The organism is Stenotrophomonas sp. PFBMAA-4 (assembly GCF_030053215.1).
Classification (GTDB): Bacteria; Pseudomonadota; Gammaproteobacteria; order Xanthomonadales; family Xanthomonadaceae; genus Stenotrophomonas.
On sequence record NZ_JASGBW010000041.1, the window covers coordinates 1 to 19475 of the forward strand.

14 protein-coding genes are annotated in these 19475 nt (G+C 66.1%); 2 read left to right on the forward strand and 12 right to left on the reverse strand.

The genetic code is table 11. From position 1 onward, the window contains the following. Positions 1-250: 250 nt before the first annotated feature. On the reverse strand, positions 251-1411 hold the full coding sequence (locus QMZ26_RS19305) for an amidohydrolase family protein (protein WP_283222391.1): 1161 nt from the start codon (positions 1409-1411) through the stop codon (positions 251-253). A 185-nt stretch (positions 1412-1596) separates the two neighbouring features. Here QMZ26_RS19305 and QMZ26_RS19310 point away from each other — a divergent pair, with 185 nt between their 5' ends. Together QMZ26_RS19310 and QMZ26_RS19315 are read left to right on the forward strand one after the other, a co-directional pair. Continuing rightward, a complete protein-coding gene (locus tag QMZ26_RS19310) occupies positions 1597-2238 on the forward strand; it encodes a hypothetical protein (RefSeq protein ID WP_200732694.1) in 642 nt (213 codons plus the stop codon). A gap of 316 nt (positions 2239-2554) precedes the next feature. Beyond that, positions 2555-3166: a GNAT family protein gene (locus tag QMZ26_RS19315; protein WP_283222392.1), complete on the forward strand. Its 612-nt coding sequence runs from the start codon at positions 2555-2557 to the stop codon at positions 3164-3166. On the opposite strand, the gene QMZ26_RS19320 is transcribed toward QMZ26_RS19315, so the two are convergent. The 11 genes from QMZ26_RS19320 to QMZ26_RS19370 form a co-directional block, all read right to left on the reverse strand. Then, on the reverse strand, positions 3163-3948 hold the full coding sequence (locus QMZ26_RS19320) for a CDP-diacylglycerol diphosphatase (protein WP_283222393.1): 786 nt from the start codon (positions 3946-3948) through the stop codon (positions 3163-3165). The two genes, QMZ26_RS19315 and QMZ26_RS19320, sit on opposite strands and share 4 nt — an antisense overlap. A 39-nt stretch (positions 3949-3987) precedes the next feature. Then, positions 3988-5682, reverse strand: coding sequence for a DUF2235 domain-containing protein (locus QMZ26_RS19325; protein ID WP_283222394.1), 1695 nt, complete (start codon positions 5680-5682; stop codon positions 3988-3990). Beyond that, a complete protein-coding gene (locus tag QMZ26_RS19330; RefSeq protein ID WP_283222395.1) occupies positions 5669-6166 on the reverse strand; it encodes a hypothetical protein in 498 nt (165 codons plus the stop codon). The genes QMZ26_RS19325 and QMZ26_RS19330 overlap by 14 nt, the downstream gene beginning before the upstream one ends. A gap of 19 nt (positions 6167-6185) precedes the next feature. Continuing rightward, positions 6186-7049, reverse strand: coding sequence for a DUF4123 domain-containing protein (locus tag QMZ26_RS19335; protein WP_283222396.1), 864 nt, complete (start codon positions 7047-7049; stop codon positions 6186-6188). After that, entirely contained in the window at positions 7046-9817 is a 2772-nt protein-coding gene (gene tssI / locus QMZ26_RS19340; RefSeq protein ID WP_345782701.1) for a type VI secretion system tip protein TssI/VgrG, read from the reverse strand. Before tssI ends, QMZ26_RS19335 begins: the two co-directional genes overlap by 4 nt. Before the next feature lie 194 nt (positions 9818-10011). After that, positions 10012-10467 (reverse strand): hypothetical protein, encoded by a 456-nt coding sequence (locus tag QMZ26_RS19345; RefSeq protein WP_283222398.1) that lies wholly within the window; start codon positions 10465-10467, stop codon positions 10012-10014. 453 nt (positions 10468-10920) lie between these two features. Beyond that, positions 10921-11517, reverse strand: coding sequence for a hypothetical protein (locus QMZ26_RS19350; protein WP_283222399.1), 597 nt, complete (start codon positions 11515-11517; stop codon positions 10921-10923). A 246-nt stretch (positions 11518-11763) separates the two neighbouring features. Then, on the reverse strand, positions 11764-12381 hold the full coding sequence (locus tag QMZ26_RS19355) for a hypothetical protein (RefSeq protein WP_283222400.1): 618 nt from the start codon (positions 12379-12381) through the stop codon (positions 11764-11766). Then, entirely contained in the window at positions 12378-15992 is a 3615-nt protein-coding gene (locus tag QMZ26_RS19360; RefSeq protein ID WP_283222401.1) for a M23 family metallopeptidase, read from the reverse strand. The genes QMZ26_RS19355 and QMZ26_RS19360 overlap by 4 nt, the downstream gene beginning before the upstream one ends. Positions 15993-16013: 21 nt before the next feature. After that, a complete protein-coding gene (locus tag QMZ26_RS19365) occupies positions 16014-16652 on the reverse strand; it encodes a hypothetical protein (protein ID WP_283222402.1) in 639 nt (212 codons plus the stop codon). Positions 16653-16684: 32 nt separating this feature from the next. Beyond that, positions 16685-19444, reverse strand: coding sequence for a type VI secretion system Vgr family protein (locus QMZ26_RS19370; protein ID WP_283222403.1), 2760 nt, complete (start codon positions 19442-19444; stop codon positions 16685-16687). Between the last annotated feature and the right edge of the window lie 31 nt (positions 19445-19475).

Below are 19475 nucleotides of genomic sequence, written 5' to 3' on the forward strand. Positions count from 1 at the left end.
TAGATCCACGCCATGCGTGGATGATTCACTCGATATCTGACAGATGTGCCGACCAACGGTCGGCACCCACCAACAGCCACCGGCCAACTGTCAGAGGTGGGGCGGTGTGGGTGGGCAGGACCGTTGGCGCCATGGATGGGTTTACGGCGTGTCCTGACCACCCACACCGCCCCGCCATGCCACGGAATGCCGCTCTGGCTTTGGCCGTTGCCTTGGATTGAAGCAGGTGCAGGGCTGCAAGCCCTGCCCACTACACCCACCGCCCGCCAACAACGACGCGCCGCTCGGCCGGCACACCTGCCACCGCCGCTGGACCGTGATCCGCCCGCACCGCCACGAACGTCGCCGGCATCCCCTCGCCCATCCCGTACTCCAGCAACCCGATCACCGCCGCCGCATGGGTGGTCACCATCTCCAGCGCCAACATCAGATCCGCATCCGTGTAGAACCCCGAGCGGTAACCCAGCAACATCGCACGCTGCAGCAGGTCGCCATTGCCATAGGGCCACCAGCAGTCGCGGATGTTGTCGTTGCCCGCGAACACCCGCACTCCCGCATCGTGCAGCGCCCGCAGCGGCGGGAACGGGTGGTCGCCCGGCGCGTTGCTCATGATCGCCACGTCGGCAGCGGCCAATGCCTCGCCCACCTGCAGCGCGCGTGCCAACGGCACTTCGCCGAGGGCATACGCGTGGCTGACCGCCACCCTGCCCTGCAGCCCGGCCGCGCGCGTCCGCGCGGCAATGCGCAGCAGCTGGGCCAGGCCGGTTTCACCCGGCTCATGCAGGTGGATGTCCAGGCGCACGCCATAACGCTCGGCCAGGCCGAACAGCAGGGCCAGCTGCCCTTCGGCATCCCCATCCAGCGTGGTCGGGTCGATGCCGCCCAGCACCTCCACGCCCTCGGCCAGGGCCTGTTCCAGCACCGCGGCCGTGCCCGCGCAGGACATCACGCCCGCCTGCGGAAACGCCACCAGCTGGATCTGCATGATGTCCGCACAGCGTTGCGCGGCCTCGCGTACGGCCTGCAGGTGGCGCAGGCCGGTGCTGGCGTCGATATCCACGTGGCAGCGCATGGCCACGGTGCCGAAGCCGCTGCACTGGCGGATCAGCGCTTCGGCGCGGTCCACCATCGGTGCGGCCCCGGCGACGGCGGCCTTCTCCACTGCCAGGCGCTCGCGCAGGCTGGCCACCGGCTGATGCGGATGCCAACGGTCACCGACGAAGCTCTTGTCCAGGTGGATATGGCCATCGACCAGCCCGGGCAGCAAGGTGAAGCCCTGCAGGTCGATGATCTCGGCACCTTCGGCCGGGACCGCCTCGCGGCTGAGCCCCTCGAAACGGCCGTCGCGGATATGGAAATGCACCGGCGTACCATCGCGATCGACGCCGCCGTGGACGAACTGCAGGGTCATGGGGGGAACTTCCGTAAAGCCATCAAGGGGCCCATCGTGCGCCGCCCCCACGGCATCGGCCAACGAAATATCTGCATGTCTCGTATTCGCCAGCGCAATGAATGGCCACGGCTGCCGACGTGATCGGCACGCCCGGTGCACGCCTGAACGGGTACCATAGACACCTGTTTCCGCTGTGATGCCGCATGGGCCCGTCCGACCGCCACGATCGTCTCCGCCGCTGGCAGGCCGCATCCCTGCTGGCCGCTGCCCCGATCGCCAGCCTGTCCGCCGCAGATGCCGGTGCCACCGCGCCACTGCACGCACCGCCCGGTCAGCAGCGCGTCGCGCCATCCGCCCTGGTCGAGCTGCTGCACCAGCGCGTGCTGGCCGGCCCCAGCGCAACCGGAACCCTCGAAAGCTGGTGCGCCGAGCACGGCCTGGCTGAACAGGCGCGCGTGCGCGCCGTCCGCGTACATGGCCAGGACAAGGCGGCACCGGCCGATGTGCTGAAGGCGCTCGGCGCAGGCGCCGGTACGCCGCTGCGCTATCGGCGGGTGCAGCTGGTCTGCGGCAACCGCGTGCTCTCCGAAGCCGACAACTGGTACCTGCCGGGCCGCCTCAGCACCGCCATGAACCAGGTGCTGGACAGCAGCGACGAACCCTTCGGCCGCGTGGTGGGTCCGCTCGGTTTCCAGCGCCAGACCCTGGCCGACCAGACCTTCTGGCCGCCGCGCGGCGAAGGCGACCACGGCGTGATCCTGGAAGTGCGCGCCCTGCTGCGCGACCGCCAGCAGCAGCCCTTCAGCTACGTCATCGAGTCGTACAGCGTGCAGGCACTGCCGTAACGGCCGGCCCGGCCCGTTCAACCAGGCTTGACGCTATTGGCTGATGCCGTTGGCGGCCAGGGCAGCAGAAAACACGAAGCGCCCCGCGTCGAACCCGTCCATGGAACCCAGGACGGTTTCGGCATGCGCCGCCGACCGCGCATTCCACCATCTGCACCGCACCAAGCCAAGATCGTCGCCATCGGACCTTTCATTTTCATCGCGATGCCCGCGGATCGGCCTGCGCCTGAACCAACGCAGGCCTCCCGCGCGCAGGGCAGCTCACTTTGCAACAATTTTCATGGGCATCGGCGCGCAAAGGCGCAATCGTGCCCACATGTGCACCGAACCGAACCCCGCTTCCCACCTTGCCCTGCACCCGGTACTGCGCCGCCACCTGCTGCACCTGGGCCACGGCTCCATCAACCTGCGCTCGCTGCAGCGCACCGATCTGGCGGGCTGGCGCACGCTGTGCGGACAGCGCCGCAGTGGCTGCCACCTGGCCTGCCGCACCGATGCCGAGGTGCAGCTGTTCATCGGCATCCAGCGCTCGCGGCTGCAGGAAGACAATGACCGCCTGCTGCTGGGCGTGTTCGACCAGGCCAGCCACGCCCTGGTCGACCAGATCACGGTGCGGCTGCAGTCGGCACGCGGTCGCAGTGCCGAGCTGCAGCGCTTCTGCCAGGCCGACTGGGGCGATGCGCAACGTTTTGCACACACGCTGCATGCACTGTGCCCCTTCCTGTTTGAACAGGTCGGGCTGCACCGCGTCTACGTGATGCTGCCGCCCGACGACAGCGCCGGGCTTTCAGAGGTGCTGCGCGCGGCCGGCTTCCAGAAGGAGGGCCTGCTGCGCGACCATCATCTGGGCGCGGACGGCTGGGAAGATCGCAGCCTGCATGCACTGACCGCGTCGACCTGGCGCCCCCGGCAGGCCGCGATGGGTTAGCGCACGCGCTCCAGCGCAGAGCCGGCGCCCGTCAGCACGCTGCAGGCATGGTCCTGCAGTTCCTCGGCACTGGCGTCGTTGCCGGTGGCGGGGTCGAGCCTGGTGGCCAGCAGCACGAAACCGGGCGCACCGTGCACATCGCGGTGGCCCGCCACCAGCAGGCTCCAGTTGCCGACGTCAGCCGGGCCGCTCAGGTCGAAGGCCAGCAGGTTCAGCGGGTTGGCGGTCAGCTCCGTACCGGCCAGCAGGCGCGCCTGGTACTGGTGGCCACGCAGCAGCACCGGCAAAGGTGCCCAGCGCATCCCCAGCGCCGCCTGCTGCGCGTCCAGCGCCTGCACCACATCGGCACGCAGGCAGTCCACGTGGATATGCAACTGGTGCTGCGAGCGGCCATGCGGCGAGTTCAACGCCAGGCTGGCCACCTCGCGCGGCAGCGGCTGGGCCAAGGCCTGCTGGGTATGGGAACGGGCCCGCCAGGCCGCAGCAAAGTAGTTGGGTACGCCCTTGCGGTAGAGCCCCGGGCTCTCGATGCCACTGACCTTGTCCAGCGGCATCAGCAGGAACTGGAAATCGCCATGGGAGTCCTTCACCAGCACATCGCGCCGGTCAGCCGCTTCTTCCATCTGCAGGCAGCTGCCCTGCGGTCCCTGCGCGCTGCGGCAGTCGCGTTCGATCAGGCGCCACAACGCATCGGAATGGGCCGGAGGTGCCGGGGTGCTGGCACAACCGGCCAGCACGGACAGGGACAGGAACAACGGAAGCAGACGGGGCACGACACTCACATTCAACGGTTGGGCCAGCGGGCCATTGTATCGCGGCCCTCAGCCCGGCACGGCCGCCTCCACCTCGGCCTCTTCAACCTTGCCCGGCGTGTACTTGGTCGCACCGAAGTACAGCACGCGCCACTGGCTGAGGTTGCCGATGAACCAGTGCGCCACCGAATCGTGACCGTAGCCATCGAAGAAGGTTTCCACCTCCGGCGGCAGCAGGGTCGTGTCATCCCACGACTCGAGGGTCACCCGCTCGGCCATGGTCAACGACGCGCCCCGCTCGCGGCGACGCCGCAGGCCGACGATCTTGCCGACCATCGTGTCGTTCTCTTTCTCCAGCCCACGCCGTTGCTTGCGCACGGCCGACAGCTCGTCGTCACGCGCCTTGAGTTCATCGGACACGCGGTTCCACTCGGCGGTCTTGTCTGCACTGCCCTGGTCGGCCAGGTGCAGGTTGTCGTTGTCCCAGGGCGCGGGCAGCTGCGACTGCCGCCGGCGCAGGGTACGTACCTGTTCGCGCAGCGCCTCCTCGCGCGCCGCCAGGCGCTGCATCGATGGCAACTTATCGCCGCGGGCCACGCGCACTCGCATCCAGCGGTACAGCAGCTGCATGTGCGCGGCCTGCACGTCCTCCATGCGCCCGCGCTTGACCCGCACCGCCTGCAGATAGGCATTGAACACCGCCTGCAGCTCCGGATCCTGCTTGTCGAACTCGGCCTTGACGTGATCTTCCAGGAGGCTGATCGGGTTGAGCAGCACGCCACCGGCCTGCGCCATGTCGTACATCTCGTTGAGGGCAAAGCGCGCGATGCTGTTCTGCCGCCCCTGGTGCTGCGGGTCATAACCGCCGCCCACGTCCGAGTGCACGCCGGGGAACCAGATCTCGACCGTATTGGCCGGGTAATGGGCGTGTTCGCGCGTCGAATCCAGCGGGAACTGGCCGCGCAGCTCATGGGCGGCGGTCATGTGCACCGACTGCTCGACGATGGCCGGCACCGCCATGCCCTCGGCCCAGCCGGTATGCCCATTGCGGTAATTGATCCCCGCCGCGGCCAGGTTCGGCCACACCGAGCACACCGTATCGAACACGCCCATGAAACCGATCCGCAGCGGGATGCGTTCGCGGTACAACCAGGTGCCATCGGCCTGGCGCTTGCAGCGCGCCGCCAGATCCCGCGCGAACGCCCGCGCCGACGCAGCGCCCCGCGAGAAGCCCAGCACCGACACGCTGACCACCAGGATGCGCATCGGCTCGGGTTGGGTATCGATCAGCTCGTCCAGCGCCTGCAGCGCGAAGTCGATGCGCTCGCGCCCGCCCTTGCCGATCGACAGCCCGAGCAGGCCGCCGCTGTCGCCGACTTCCGGGCAGGGCGTGCCGACGCCCGCCAGATACTGCCGCTTGCTGTTGCGACGATCATTTACATGCGCGTCGTAGAGCCGGGCGATGTTGGAAAGCGCCCGCTCCCCCGCATCCTTGCCCAGCTCCTCTTCGCGATTGTTACCCGTGCCGTCGAAGAACACGCTCAGGTGCAGGCTCTGCGTGCAGCCGGTGGTCGCCGCTTCCTTGTCGGGCACCGTGCCGCACATCGCTTCCTGGCGACGGCGACGCTCGGCATCACTCAACGGACGCGTTCCGCGCGCCAGCCGCGCCGTGCGCGCCGTGCCCTCGGCCTGCGCGACCGGATCGGGGGTACCGGGTTCAAGATCCACCTGCCCCGGAATCGCGGTCGGATCAGTACTGGTCATGGTCCTTGTGCTCCTTCGGCACCGGCATGCGTCGCACATCCCATTTGTTCACGCCCTTGTCCAGCAGCTCCGCCTCGACATGGCCGTCGGCGTAGAAATGCAGAAGCAACGTCGCCGGGTTGGGCGGATACGGCGTCTTCAGCGGCACCACCGCCTCGCGCGGCACGCGATGCCCTTCACTCAGGTAGCGGTTGGTGGCCAGGTCGTAGCGGTTGGCCTCGATCCAACGCACCTGCACGCTGTCCGGCCCCTTGCCGCGGGGCGCGCGCGGCCCCATCCCGGAGCCGCCATTGGTGTAGCCGTCCACGCCACCCAGAAACTGCCCATCGACCCGCACATCGGCCAGGTAATACGGGCTGTAGTTGAACGCGAACAACGACATGATCGGCGTCTTGCCGCGCGCCATCGCCCGGCTGCAGCCGACGCCCACCACCAGCAGCGCGATCACCGCCAGCGCGCTCCACCACAGGTACTTGTTGCTCATCATCGCGGTCTCGCTCCGTTCAATCCCAGCTTTCTTCCAGGGGCCACACTTCATCGCCGATATCGGCCGCACTGCGCCGGCCACTGGCGAAATCCTGCAGGCGCTGCTGCCAGGCCGGATCCTCGCCGAGATCGCTGCCGGCCAGCAGTGCCCAGGTCGCCACCATCACCACACGGCGGCTGTCCTCGATGCCGGCCGCCGCAGCCGTCGCCACCACGCGCCGGAAGAAGGTGTACCAGCGTGCACGTGGCAGCCGCGCCAGCAGTTCGGGGTCGGTCAGCTGGAAATGGTCGATCAGCGTATAGGGGTAGCTGGCGTCGATCAGCGCACGCCGCTGCGGCGCCTCCAGCACCCAGGGCGGGTCGTGCGGGTCCAGGGCCACGACTTCCAGTTCGAGGTGCGCCCATTGCAGGTCATGGCGCAGGTACCACCAGCGCTCTCCCATAGCCAGGAATGCGCGGCACTGCGCCTCGTCCAGCACCTGCACCCACCAGGGCAGGACGCGCGCATCGAAAAAGCGCGCAAGGAACAGCTTGCCGTTCGGATAGCTGGCATCCAGGCGCCGCTGCAGGCGCTGCTGCAGCTGCTGGGCGTCCAGGCTCGTCTCGATGATGCTGAGCATGCCGGGCGAACGCCCCTGCGAGGCGGCCCGCTGCAGGAACCGGTCATGCTCGAAACCGCGCGGCAATCGGGCCAGGAACACGCTGGCATCGTCGGCACCATCGGCCAGCAGGCCATCGAACAGTGGCAGCGGTGCCCACGGCAACGTGCGCAGCAGCTGCACCGGCTGGTTGCACTGCGCGCCGTCCAGCAGGACGAAGCGCTGCAGGCCCTCCTCCAGCGGCAGCAGATCAAGCGGCGGGAAATGCCAGTCCGGAATCACGCCGGCCCCCCTTTGGGCGTCAGCGGCGCTGCCCGCTGTGCAGCCAGCAGCAGGCATTCCTTGCAGACCGACTGAGGAAACACCGGCAACGGATAGCGTCCGCTGCCGCCCGGCAGGAACGACTTGCGCCCGGCCTGCACGGCGATGCGGCCGGGCGCGTTGACCACGATGTTGCCCGCGCTGATGGTGATGCTGGCACCACCGGACGTCGCAACCTGGACGGTACGACCGGCGGCCACTTCCACCGACGCCTGCGCGCTTGCCGCGCGCAGCGCCTGCCGCGACTGCACGTCTACCTGATCCTGCTGTGCCTTGAAATCCAGCACCGCCTCACCGCTGGCCAGGGTCAGCGTCGGTGCCTGCGTGTCGGCGCCACTGGCAGCGGCAGCCAGCACGCCGATGGCCTGCCGGCCATGCCAGCGCGCATCCCCCATCACCACGGTATCGCTGTGCTGGCCACTGCCCAGCACCAGTGTCTCGCCTTGCCCCCAGTGCAACCCCTGGCCGGCCACCATCACCGCGCCCGCCGGTGACGACAGGCCCAGCACGGCATCGCCCGTATGTGGCACCACGCCTTCCCCCGCCCCACTGCTGCGCTGGCTGGCGGCTGCGGAGGCCTCTGCAAGTGCCTCGGCGGGCACGGTACTGCGGACGCTGGCCAACAGCACAGGCAAGGGCGACTGCGCACCATCCAGGCGTGATCGGTGCATCGACTGCACCCCGGCCTCCGCCGCGGGCAGCACCGTCCGGTGTGTTCCGGCCGCGACGCTGTAGCGCTTCGCCAGCGCCACCAGCTGCTGCAGCAGCGCTGCCGGCTGCGCGGCCTCGCCCGCCGGGGACGCACCGGCGTGGGCGTAGGCACTGAACCACGCCCCGGCCGTACCGCGCACCGCACCCCATGCGTCACTGCGCAGCTCAAAGCCCTGCCCGCGCAGGCTGCCCACATAGTTGTCGGCCTGATGCCGCAGATGGCCCAGCGTCAGCTGCGAGACCTGCTGGCTGCTGGCCAGCTGCGTGCGCAGCTGCTGGTTCGAATCATCAAACAGCAGGTGGTTGCTGCCCTCGCCGCCCTCCCATTCGCGTGAGCGGATACCCCACAGCGCGCCGTCGTGGCGGTGCGCCTGGTCACCGCTGCCCGCCGCGTGCCACGCCGGCGCCTGGCCACCACTGAGGTTGGCCTGCGCACTGTTGCGTGCATCGGCGGCCTGGCCGTAAGCCGACAGATCATCCTCGGCGCTGGCACCGGCCGTGGTCGGCGCCACGCCCGCCTCGCCGCGCCCGTTGTACAGCGTGCCCAGCACCACCGGGCGGTCGATGTCGCCTTCCAGGAAGCCCACCAGCACTTCCTGGCCGATGCGCGGCAGGAACTGGCTACCCACGCCCGGCCCCGCATAGCGCTGCGCCACGCGCAGCCAGGCGCTGTCGGCACCGCCATCATCGCCCTGGAAATGGAACCGCACCCGGATCCGTCCCAGCGCGTCGGCATGCAGGTCGTTGGATGCTGAAGCGCCAGCCACCACGATCGCGGTCTGGTAGCCCGGCGCCAGCGGCCGCGCATTGCGTCGCGCACCGGTGCCATCCTCCAGGATCGGGCGCCAGCGCCGGTCGCGCGCCACGGCGCTGAACGCATTTACGTAACCGTGCCGTTTCGCCGCGTCCTGCAGGGGGTCGGGCTCTGCCGCCTCACCCAGCAACACCTGCACGCACTCGCGCAGGTCGACCGGCAGGTTGTTGACCCCGGCGTGGGTCACTTCCATCAGCAGCAGCTCGGCCGGCAGATCACCCGGCAGGCCGGTCAGCGCCCAGGCATGGCCGGCATCCGCGCTGCGCACGCTGCCGCGACCCTGCCACTGCAGCGCCTGCGCCTCCCGCGCCTCGGCCATCAGCCGCGCATGGTGCTGCAGCTCGGCCGCATCGGCGAATGCATAGGCACCCACCGCATCGTAGTCCTCGCGAAGGCCCTCGCCGGCGCCCTCCAGCGGCAGCTGCCCGGTCAGCGAGCTCACGCTGCGATAGTCACTGCTGTGCAGCTGCACGCGCGTGCTCTGCAGCCGCCGTTGCTGCCCCAGCTGCTGCAAGCAATCGTCGTCCTCGGTAGCATCGGCACGATGGAAACGGATCCCGCCCCGCGCCTGCGAGGCCGCCGATTCCGGCAGCAGCGTCGAGTCGGCAAACAGCAGCACACCGTGCCCGGCCGGTGCATCGGCCACCTCCTCCACGCACCAGCCCACGCCCTCCTCGGCCAGCAGGCGCTGCACGAAAGCCAGGTCCGATTCCCGGTACTGCACGCAGAAACTGCGCGGCCTCGAGGCCGCCAGCAGCGCATCGACCTCATCGCTCCAGCGCCAGTGTGCATGCGGCGCATGCGTCTGCAAGACCGCATCGACAATCGCGCGCACGTCCTGGTCCTGGAATACCCGGCTGCACACCGCCTGGTCCAGCCACCATGTCCAGTCGCGCAGGGTGATGCGGTAGCGCACCAGGCCGCCATCGGCCTGCAGGCACTGCGCAGCGGCAATCACGCCGTGGCGTGGCCAGTCCTGGCCGTCGGCCTGGCGCACGTACAGGCAGGCCGGCTGCCCCAGCCAATCGGCCAGCGGCAGTGCAGCGTCCAGCGACAGCACATCCACCTGCAGATGCCGACCCGTGGACAACGCATCGTGCCCTTGCCACGCATCCACCACCACGGCCGGCAGATCCGGTAGATCCAAGCGGAACAGGCGACTGCCAGCATCCAGACCGGCCGCCTGCACCATGAGACTGCGCATCGCTTCCATGGCGTTCCCACTGTTGCCGCGCACCGCTCCCCGGCGCGCGGTTCCTCCCCCTGCCAGCCGACGGTAACAGATGGAAAACGCCAGCGCACGTCAACGCCTTCACGTGGAATGAACATTCCTGCAGGACGCTCCGCCTTGCCTGCAGGCAGATGTTTACCGCGGAAATGCGAATGGCAGCGGGGCCTTCAATACGTCCCGAACGGAACTTCAACCTTCAGGACTGTGCCGCCACCCAGTGGCGTCAGGACGTACGTCAGTACGCCGCCATCATCGTCCGCCAAAGCGTGCTCGCTTCGCTGGAGCGAGTAACGCTTGCCCGACATCTCCAGCGCATTCACCCCGATGCCATGCGCGCCGGCCGGCAGCAGCAGTCCGCCGTTGGCTCCGCCTGTCGCCTCGAATACATGGCTGCCCAACGCACCCTGCACTTCCAGCATCTGCACGTGCGGTCGATGCGGCGCGGCATCGAGATTCCAGCCGTTGGTGAGGTCGGTCACCCATGGGCCGGGGATGTCGAAGCGACTCTCCAGCTCGCTCTCACTTATCTCGGCACTTGCCACCGACAGGCAGCAGACGACCTTTCCTGTCGCCGCATCATAGGCAGCCCATCGGCTTCCAACCGCTGCAGCACGAGGCAGCATTGAAAAATGGAACTGCCTCTCCAAGCGGCTGTCGGATACCTTGCGCCAGGCTCCCACATCAGGGTCCTGTGCAAGACAGCCGGCTGAGCTCAACACACCCGCTACCGCGAGCAACGCACGAATGGTGGAACCTGGCGTCTTGATCGGCCCGCGTCCGAACCTTCGTTTCTCGGACGTTGAACCGGCGCCGCAAGGCGGGAGGCACATCCGTCGCAGTTTGCGCATGTCGCCGCCCATTGGCTCCCTCATCCCCTCAGCGCGGCCTTGTTCACGCCGCATCGTGCATTCTCATGCCCCGTACCCACTGGGAATCATGCCTCATCCCTCACCGTCAGACGGCATGCAGGACGTCTTATGCATAGCGTGTATTCCCAGCGGGAGAGGCGGGAACTGGGGCATCGTTGGCTTGTTGAAGGTTCGATACCGGAATATCCGAGCGACCGGTCTGCATCCTTACTGCATGTACTGCGTCGTGTGGCCAGTAAAGCGAACCCCATCGAATCCGAAACAGAACCGGCCTTCTTCAAACGCCCGGTAGACCAGCAGTGCACTGCTGACGCAGAACGTGTCAGCTTCCCGCGAGGTTTCCACCTTGCCGTACTCGCGCGCACCCTCCTTGTCCACCAGCGGCCCGCTGAAGGCATCGATCGGCAGCGGGTATACCGTCCCGTCACGGCTGTCGATCAGCACGATCGAGCGCTGGAAGTACTCCTTGCGCTCATCCAGCTGGGCCAGGATGTAGTGCGTGTTGAAGTTGGGGACCTGCGTACGGATCGCCTCATTGATCTGCGCGCGATGCGCCGCATCGCAGAAATCAACCGGACTGTATTGGTAGGAGCACCCTGAATGCGGATAGCTCATCACCACGCCCGCGTACGGCGCATTGCCCGATGCAGTACCCGCAGCAGCGGCAGGTGCGGCTGTGGGAGCAGCGTTTTCCCGCGATTCGGGCACAGGCGCTGCCCCGGACGGGCCAGCACCGCTGCATGCTGCCGGCATTTGAGCGATGCCAAACAGCGCGATGAGCAATACAAGCCAACGCACAGACATTTGCCAGCGCCCTCGGTCGCCTGCAATCCACACCAAAACGCACATCCTCCTCGGCAAAGGTTTAACGCCAAGACAATCGAACGCCTTACTACCGCTGCGGCTCTATATGTCCTGGAAAATCCCTCTCTCGAAGTTGCTTTCGGAGACCCGTCTTTAACAGTTACCGAGGAAAGCCGGAACTCAGCAACTGGCGCCCGTGACAACCCCTACTGGCAGCATAGGCCACTTGAACCATGGCATCCGCCGCTACTGATCATCGGCAGTCATGTATGGAGTCCTGTATCCCGTGAAGCGGCTACCATCAAATCCAAAACAGAATCGACCTTCAGTGATGGACCGGTAAGCCAGGACCGCGCCGACCAAACAGAACGTCTTCGCATCGACAGACGTCTCAACGGCCCCATAGCCAGAGGAATGCCCAGTACTCGAAAGGGGGCCGGAGAGTGCATCAATCGGCAGTGGATACACCACTCCGGTTCTAGTATTGATTACTACTACGGAGCGCTGGAAAAACTCGGGCCATTCTTCAAGCTCCGCCACGATGTAGCGCTCGTTAAAATTGGGCCGTTGTCCGGCTATCACTTGCTCGATCAGGACACGATGGCGTTGGTCACAAAAATTGATGGGACTACTCAGGAAAGAACACCCGGAATGAGGAGAGAGCATTTTCGTTCCGACGTAACCCGCATTCAGAGCAGGGCGTTGACTACCTTCATCCTTCTTGCCAACGTCGTTCGCCGAATCCGGCACAGCCAAGCTGTCCGAAGTGCTCGGCCTCCCTTCGCAGGCAACTGCAGAGAGAATCAGTCCCAACACCAGCGCACGCCCGAGATAACGCCTTGGGCCAGTAGAGATCTTTATCATTTTCTGCTTTCCACAATCTCGAGAAGAAGCGCGCGCACAGCAGGCGTGGACTCAACGTTCGCCTTATTCGCTTCCGAATGGTAATAGGACAAATTACCATCGGATATCACGCCGGAGGCAATCTTTCTTCCCTTGGGAGCAGCAATCGATGCCCACTCCTGCGCCGCCGCCATTTGGGCATCTTCCACTGTACCTTTGCCTTCAATGACCAAGCGCCCCAGCGCACCATCACCAGCCTTGTACAGCAGATACTCGCGAAAAACGCGCTCCTGAAGCTCGGCGTCGTACTTTTCGGCCCCTGTCAAACCCAGTTTCGCCTTGGCGGCCCTCAGCGTAGCAAACACTGTCTGGTACTTCCCGGTCGCGAACATCCGGCTGCGGTTCGTGCCATCCATTGATTCGGTTGCCAAAATTTCGTCAATGGTCCTCCCTGTAACGGTACCCGCTGGTGGGTTGCGAAAACTGAACCCAACCTTGTTATTCGGCACATTCTTTGTACCTGAATTGTACGACTCGTAACCACCCTCTCCATGAGCAATAAGATCACCCAGCCGGGTGACCAGGTCACCGTCCACGATCTTCGTCCCAAGGCCCATGAAGTTGGAGATCATGGCCAACGGGTGGAAATGAAACACATCCAAGCTCGAAGGGAAGTCCTGAACGCCTTTCACCGCATCCCACCACTGAAGGTTGCGAATTCGGACCTTCTCGCCAGCCCACTCCGTCCCTTGGGCGCGCATCATCATCGAATCAAGTTCGTCCCATTTCTGCATTCCCCCACCCCATTCACTTTCATAGCGCACGATCAGCCGCTGCAGGTAACGGGCGAGAAGAGGACTCTGCTGCGCTTTTTTCAGTTCTGCCGGGCTCAAGTCGCCGTCATTATCAGCATCCAGCAGCTGATAGATCTTGCGATGGAGCGAACTGCCTCGGACACGATCAGCTCGCATCTTGTGCTCAGCCTTTTCAGAAGGCTGCGACTTGGTCATCTGGAAAACCTTCCAGGCCATAAGGTCCAGAGGTGTCAGCTGACCTTCCTCCACAAACTCAAAGCATGGCCAAGCCCAAGGAGATTCCCAGCGAGTCAGGGGATGCTCAATCTGGCAGACCCAGCCCGTCGCTTGGTCGGTCGCGACTAACCACCATCGATTACCCCGGTCGTCAATTGCAACAGCATTCTTTTCAAGACCATCCAACTCCACTCGTGCGATAACGCGTGGCAGCGTTCCAGCACGACTGGTCAAATTGCTGATCTGTAGAGGGTAGCGACTCCATGCCGGTACGTCCGCATCGAGCGGCTTGCCTGCCGTTGCGGCAGATACCCGTGCTGCTTCCACCCAGAAGACTTCGTCAAGCTGCGTAAGAACCTCGCGATCCGGCCACTTTCCGCCAATCTTCTCTGACTGTGTCCGTTCACCCTTGGCGCTGATGTACCACCCAGTGAAAAGCCGTCCATCGGCGTAACGCTTGGTTTTCTCGTTGTACTTTCCCAGCGTCCTGCGCCCAACCTGCTCGGCGATAGACTTGTGGACTTTCTGCCATGCGCCTTTTGGACTGTCAGCGGCGACCGCAATGATCGTGCCTGCGTCCAGGCTCGTATCGCTCGCGATTGGCGTGACGAGCCGGGCACCCACGTCCAGTACCAGCATGTTGCGCTCATTGGCCGGTCGCGTTGCCGCGTAGGCTCTGCAGCGACCGATGAAGCCGGGCACGTCGCCGCCGCTGAACATTTCCAGGTGCAGCATGCTGCGCATGCCTGGCGACGGCGATGCACGCGCCACGCCAAAGGTCTGGTATTCGCCGATCTGGCCGATGATATCGCCAGCCTTGACCGGGTACGGCTTGTCCAGCACCACGACCTGGTCCACCGGATCGGCCTTGTCAAACACGGCCTCCATGCGCGACAGATACACCCAACCGGTCTCCGCACCGGGCTTGATCTGGCCGTCCACGGCCTCGGAAGGAATGATCTCGCCCTCCAGCACTTCTCCAATATGGCCCCATACGCCCTTGCCCACCGCCTTGGTTTCGGTGAAGCGCACGCGGGCTCCCTGCGCCAGCATTCCCAACAGCTTGCCATTGGGCTCGGAGCGGATGTTCAGGCCCTTGCGCCCCTTGATGGCAGGCGCGACCGGTTCCGGCGCGGCCGCCGGGGCCGGCGCGGCCTCAGGATGAGGAGCAGGGGCACCCGGCGTCGGCAGGCTGCCGTATGGGACACGTTGTGGCGTCGCCTGTTCCACGGCGGCCTCAAGGCCAAAGCCTCTCTGGCCCATGCTTTCCTGCGCGCCCGCGCCACCCTGGCCCCACCCTCCGCCCAGGGGCGATTGGCCAAGGCCGAACGCACGGTCGTTGGCAAACGGCGAGCGCGCCGTCGGCGCGAACGGATCGGCCATCTCCTGGACTGGCGCAGGAGGCGGTGGAGGCGGGGGCGGAACTTTCTGGGTGTCTTCGGCCGCTGAGGCGCTCACTCGATAGGTGCTGTCGCCCTTCCAGTACTTCGCCCGCGGAATTGCCTGGTCCTGGCGGTAGCCCCGCCAGTCCATCAGATGCATGTAGAGGCTGAACAACACCAGGGTTTCCGGCTTGCTTTCGGTACGCTCCGGCGTTGCCGCGACCTTCGGCACTTCAGCCTTCTCGCCCTTCTTGGCGTTCTTGGCAGCCTCGGCCGCTGCTGTCTTCTGCGCCTCCTTCGCGTCTGCTGCGGCCTTTTTATCCTCCGCCTGCATCTTCACCGCCACTGCAGAGCGCATCTGCGCGGCATGGGTCTGCTCTTCAAGATCCCTGGTTTCAGCTTCGGGCTGGCAGGCCTTCAGCTGCGTACTTTCCGGCAGCACCAGGGTGTGCCTCACCAGTGTGAAGCCGGTGGAGTAAAGCGCTTTCAGCTGCTTCTCGCGGAACTGAACCGCCGGATAGGTGGAATCCAGCTTGTAGGCCACGATTTCGCCATCGGCGATGCAGCGCACACCACTTTTCTCCGCCAGTTGGGTCGGCCCCTGCGCCAGCTCGCTCGCGGTGCCATCACCAAAGTGGATGCCGCCATGCCACAGGCTGTTCCCGCCCACTGGGTAGAACCCATCCTCTGCGCCGCGCATGGCGTGCATATACGCCGCTACGCTGCGCGGGGCTTCGCCGTCCTTGAGGGCAAACGGATAGCCGAACGCTCCTGAAACGGCCTCCGTGCCGGGAAAGTCGAAGGTCGCCGGATCCACCGTTTTGTGCAGGCCGAGCACGCCCGACTTTGCGTACGGATGCACTTCAAAATGGAGGTGATTGCCCGAGCTGACGCCACCGGTCATGCCCACCGGGCCGAGGGGATCACCCTTCTTGACCTTGTCGCCAACTTTCAAGGGGGACGGCGCGGACATGTGTGCATACATGGTATGCACCACCTGGCCGCGAATCAGATGCTCGACAGCAATCGTATTGCCGTAGCCATTCATCGATCCGGCATAGACCACATGGCCATCAGCCGCGGCCGGGATCGGGGTGCCCGCGGGCGCGGCCCAGTCCTGTCCTTCGTGGCGTTTCACCGTACCCAGCGTCGGATGTTTGCGGGCCTGCGACCAGTTGCTGCTCACGCGGAACGGCGGGCCAGGGTTATACGTCGGCATCGTGCGTTTCTCTATCCTTGATCAAGCCCAGTCGGGCGTACACATCAACTGCGACTTCTGCGTGTCATCACCGTGGGGGCCCAGTACCGGCTTCCGCCCCTGCTGGCCATCTGGACCGCCGCCAAGCTCCGTACCCAACGCCTTCTGCAGGCGCGAACGCGCCTGATCCAGCGGCAGGTCGATGAGGACGCCAATGGGCGTCGGCGCGGCACCCAGATGTGCCACGACCCGATAGACCGGCACCCCATGGAAATCGGCGTTCACACAGAAGTATGCGATTCCGAATTCTGCGTCGCGCTCGCAGGGCTGCGGCGCATTCCTGGCCAGGTAAGGGTTCGCCGGACGGCCGGATTCCGCATCGATATACCAGCCCTTCGGGCTGCAATCGAGCAGGCCCTCAAACAGCGTCGCGCTGCTGTCAGGGTCCCCTTCGAGCGCTGGCTCGCCACGCGCAGCCTGTTCATCGGCGTGCGCCTGCGCCCTGATCGCCTCTGCCTCGCTCGAGCCTTGTCCCTGTGTCGCGGCCTGCCCACGTCCGTCAGGGCCTGAAGTCACCTGGCCACAGGCCGCCATGGGCAGCAGCGCGGCGAGCGCCAGAGCAAGATGCGCTGGCCTGCGCGATGCCCATGCACTGGACGTGAAAAAATTGATCCGAGTCATTGTCTTCACTCTGTTGCAGATAGCGCGCTGGCCTATCCCGAAAAGCCGGTAAGACGCCAGCTTGAGGTTTCGCTCTGGCTCCAGTTCGGCAGCTCGGTCTTGAACTGTGCCGGCCCCAGGAACGACTTGGTGGCAGCATGGACCGTGATCACGCCAGGACAGTTGAAGGTGATGTTGCCGCCCGCCACAGTAATACTAGCTCCGCCACTTGTGGCGACGTGCAGGACCTTGCCAGCCTCCAGCTCCACCACTCCCTGAGCGCTGGCACCGCGCAGCGCTTGCCGCGCCTGTACGCGGACGGCATCACCCTGTGCCTGTACATCCAGTTCGCCTTCACCACTGGCGATCGTCATCGCAGTATTGACTGCTGCGCCGCTGCTCGCCGCAGCCAGCATGCCTACTGCTTGGGATGCATGCAGGCGCGCCTTCTCCATCACGACCACGTCGCTGTGGCCGCCACTGGACAACAGCAGCCCCTCACCCGTGGACCAGTGCATCGACTGCCCGGCCAGCTGGACGACGCCATCGGGCGCGGCCAGGCCCAGCAGCGGGTCGCCACTATGCGGAACACGCGATTCTCCGGGAGCGGCCTCGCGGCGTGGTGCTTCCTCAGCAGCGGGATCGAAGGCTTCGCCGGTCATTGTCGTTCGCACGCTTGCCAGCAGACCCGGCAGCGGAGACTGGTCGGTAATGAGCGTCGAGCGCTTCGCCGAACCTGCCCCTTCCTGCAACGCCAGTGGGCTGGTCAGATGCGTGCGTGCCGCCTGGGTAAAGCGCTCACCCAGCGTCTGCAGCTGCGTCAGCAGCGCCGACGGCTGCACGGCCTCACCAGCGGGGGTGAGGCCGCCATGGCCATAGGCAGTGAACCACGCCCCGGCAGTACCACGCACCGCACCCCACGCATCGCTGCGCAGTTCGAAACCCGTGCCGCGCAGGCTGCCAACGTAGTTGTCGGCCTGGTGCCGCAGATGGCCGAGCGTCAGCTGCGAAACTTGCTGGCTGCTGGCCAGCTGGGCCCGCAGCTGCTGGTTGGAATCATCGAACAGCAGGTGGTTGCTGCCTTCGCCGCCGTCCCACTCGCGCGAACGGATACCCCAGAGGGCGCCGCCGTGGCGATGCGCCTGGTCACCGGCACCCGCGGCATGCCACGCCGGCGCCTGGCCACCACTGAGGTTGGCCTGCGCACTGTTGCGTGCATCGGCGGCCTGCCCGTAGGCGGACAGGTCGCCTTCGCCATTGGCACCTGCAGGCGTCGGCGCCACGCCCGCTTCGCCGCGCCCGTTGTACAGCGCCCCGAGCACCAGCGGACGATCAATGTCGCCATCCAGGAAGCCGACCAGCACTTCCTGGCCGATGCGCGGCAGGAACTGGCTGCCCACGCCCGGGCCCGCATAGCGCTGCGCGACGCGCAACCATGCGCTGTCCTGCACGCCGGCGCCCTGCGCCTGCTGGAAGTGGAAGCGAACGCGTACGCGGCCGTGGCTGTCGGCATGCAGGTCGCGGCTGCCCGCGCCCTGGCCGGCCACCACCACCGCAGTCTGGTAACCCGGCACCGTGGGGCGCGGATTCAGGCGCGCTCCGGTGCCGTCGATCAGCTGCGGACGCCACGGCGTGGTGCGCTCCACGGCCTGGAACGTGTTGCCATAACCCACTGCTTCGGCCTGTGCCCACAGCGGTGCATCCTGCGCATCGCCCGGTGCAACGCCAAGCGCGTCCTCCAGGCTGCGCCGCAGATCGGTCGGCAGGTTGTTGATGCCTGCATGGTCCACCGCGACGAGCAGGAGCTCGGGCGGGGTGGCGCCCGGCGCCTGCTGCAGGCGCAGCCAGCACCCGGAGTGCAGTCCACGGACCGTGCCGCGCCCCTGCCAGCTGCGGCTGTGGGCTTCACGGGCCTGGGCCTGCAATCGGGCCTGCCGCGAGGCCGAAGCCGCATCGCTGAAGGCATAGGCACCGACCGCATCGAAATCCTCGCGCGTCGACTGGCTGCCGCCACCGTCCGTCGGCGCCTGACCGGCCAGCGCTCGGACCTGGCGGTAGTCGTCGCTCTGCAGGTTGACGACGGTGCTGCCAAGGCGACGATGCAGGCCGATGGCCTGCACGCTGTCGCTGGATTCGGTCGCATCACTGCGGTGGAAACGCACACCGGCACCCGAACTGGCCGCATCTTCCGGCAGGTCGACGCTGTCGGCGAAGATCTCCATGCCATTGCCACACGGCGCTTCGTCATCCGCGTACAGCCGCCAGCCAAGACCTTCTTCGGCCAGCAGGCGCTGCAGGAAATCCAGGTCGCTCTCGCGGTACTGCACGCAGTAGCTGCGCACGCGCTGTCCGAGGAATGCGTCCATGCCCTCGGCCCACCGCCAGCGGGCGACCGTGGCGTGGCCGCCGAGCACCGCATCGACGATCTCGCGGATGCCCTGCTCCTGGAACACGCGGCTGTGCCGCGCGTACTGCAACCACCAGGTCCACGACACCAGCTGCAGGTGAAAACGAGCCAGGCCGCCATCGCTGCCCAGGCAGGACGCGTCCGCAACCAGCCCGCTGCGTCGCCATTCACCACCATCGGCGCAGCGGGTCACCAGGGTGGCGCGGGTGCCTGGCAATGCCGCCAGATCGATGCCCGCATCGGTGCCCACCAGGGTCACCTCCGTCCAGGCGTGCTCGCAGAGCGAATCGCGCCCCCGCCAGCGTTCGACCGTGCAGGCGGCCAGCGCCTCATGCTCCAGTCGATACAGACGCTGCGCATCACCAAGCCCGGCGACTGGCGTCATCACGTACTTCAGCTGATCCATGCCAATTCCAGAGTTAAAGACGTCAACCAAC